This is a genomic window from Xylophilus sp. ASV27 (genome assembly GCF_016428875.1).
Taxonomy (GTDB): Bacteria; Pseudomonadota; Gammaproteobacteria; order Burkholderiales; family Burkholderiaceae_C; genus Xylophilus.
This window is the reverse complement of the sequence record NZ_JAELTO010000458.1, coordinates 1-231: the sequence shown is the minus strand read 5'-3', so window position 1 is coordinate 231 and position 231 is coordinate 1. Positions and strand designations below refer to the sequence as shown.

The 231-nt window shown below is 70.6% G+C and carries 1 protein-coding gene; it reads right to left on the bottom strand.

The annotated features are described in order from the left end of the window. On the bottom strand, positions 1-231 hold a 231-nt coding region (locus JHD63_RS23775; protein ID WP_198973222.1), incomplete at both ends, for a transposase.

Genomic DNA, 231 nt, shown 5'->3' with positions numbered 1-231 from the left:
CATGCAGCTTGCCGGGCCGGCGGCGTGGCCTGCCGGGCTTGCCGCCCACGGCAGGCAGGGCATCGACCAAGTCCTCGAAGACTACCGAATCATGGCGATTGGCTCCGGTCACGCAGAACATCAGCGGCATGCCCTGGCAGTCCGTGATCAGGTGGCGCTTGCTGCCGAGTTTGCCCCGGTCCGTGGGGTTGGGCCCCGTGTGTGGGCCCCCCGGGGGCTGGGCACGCTGGC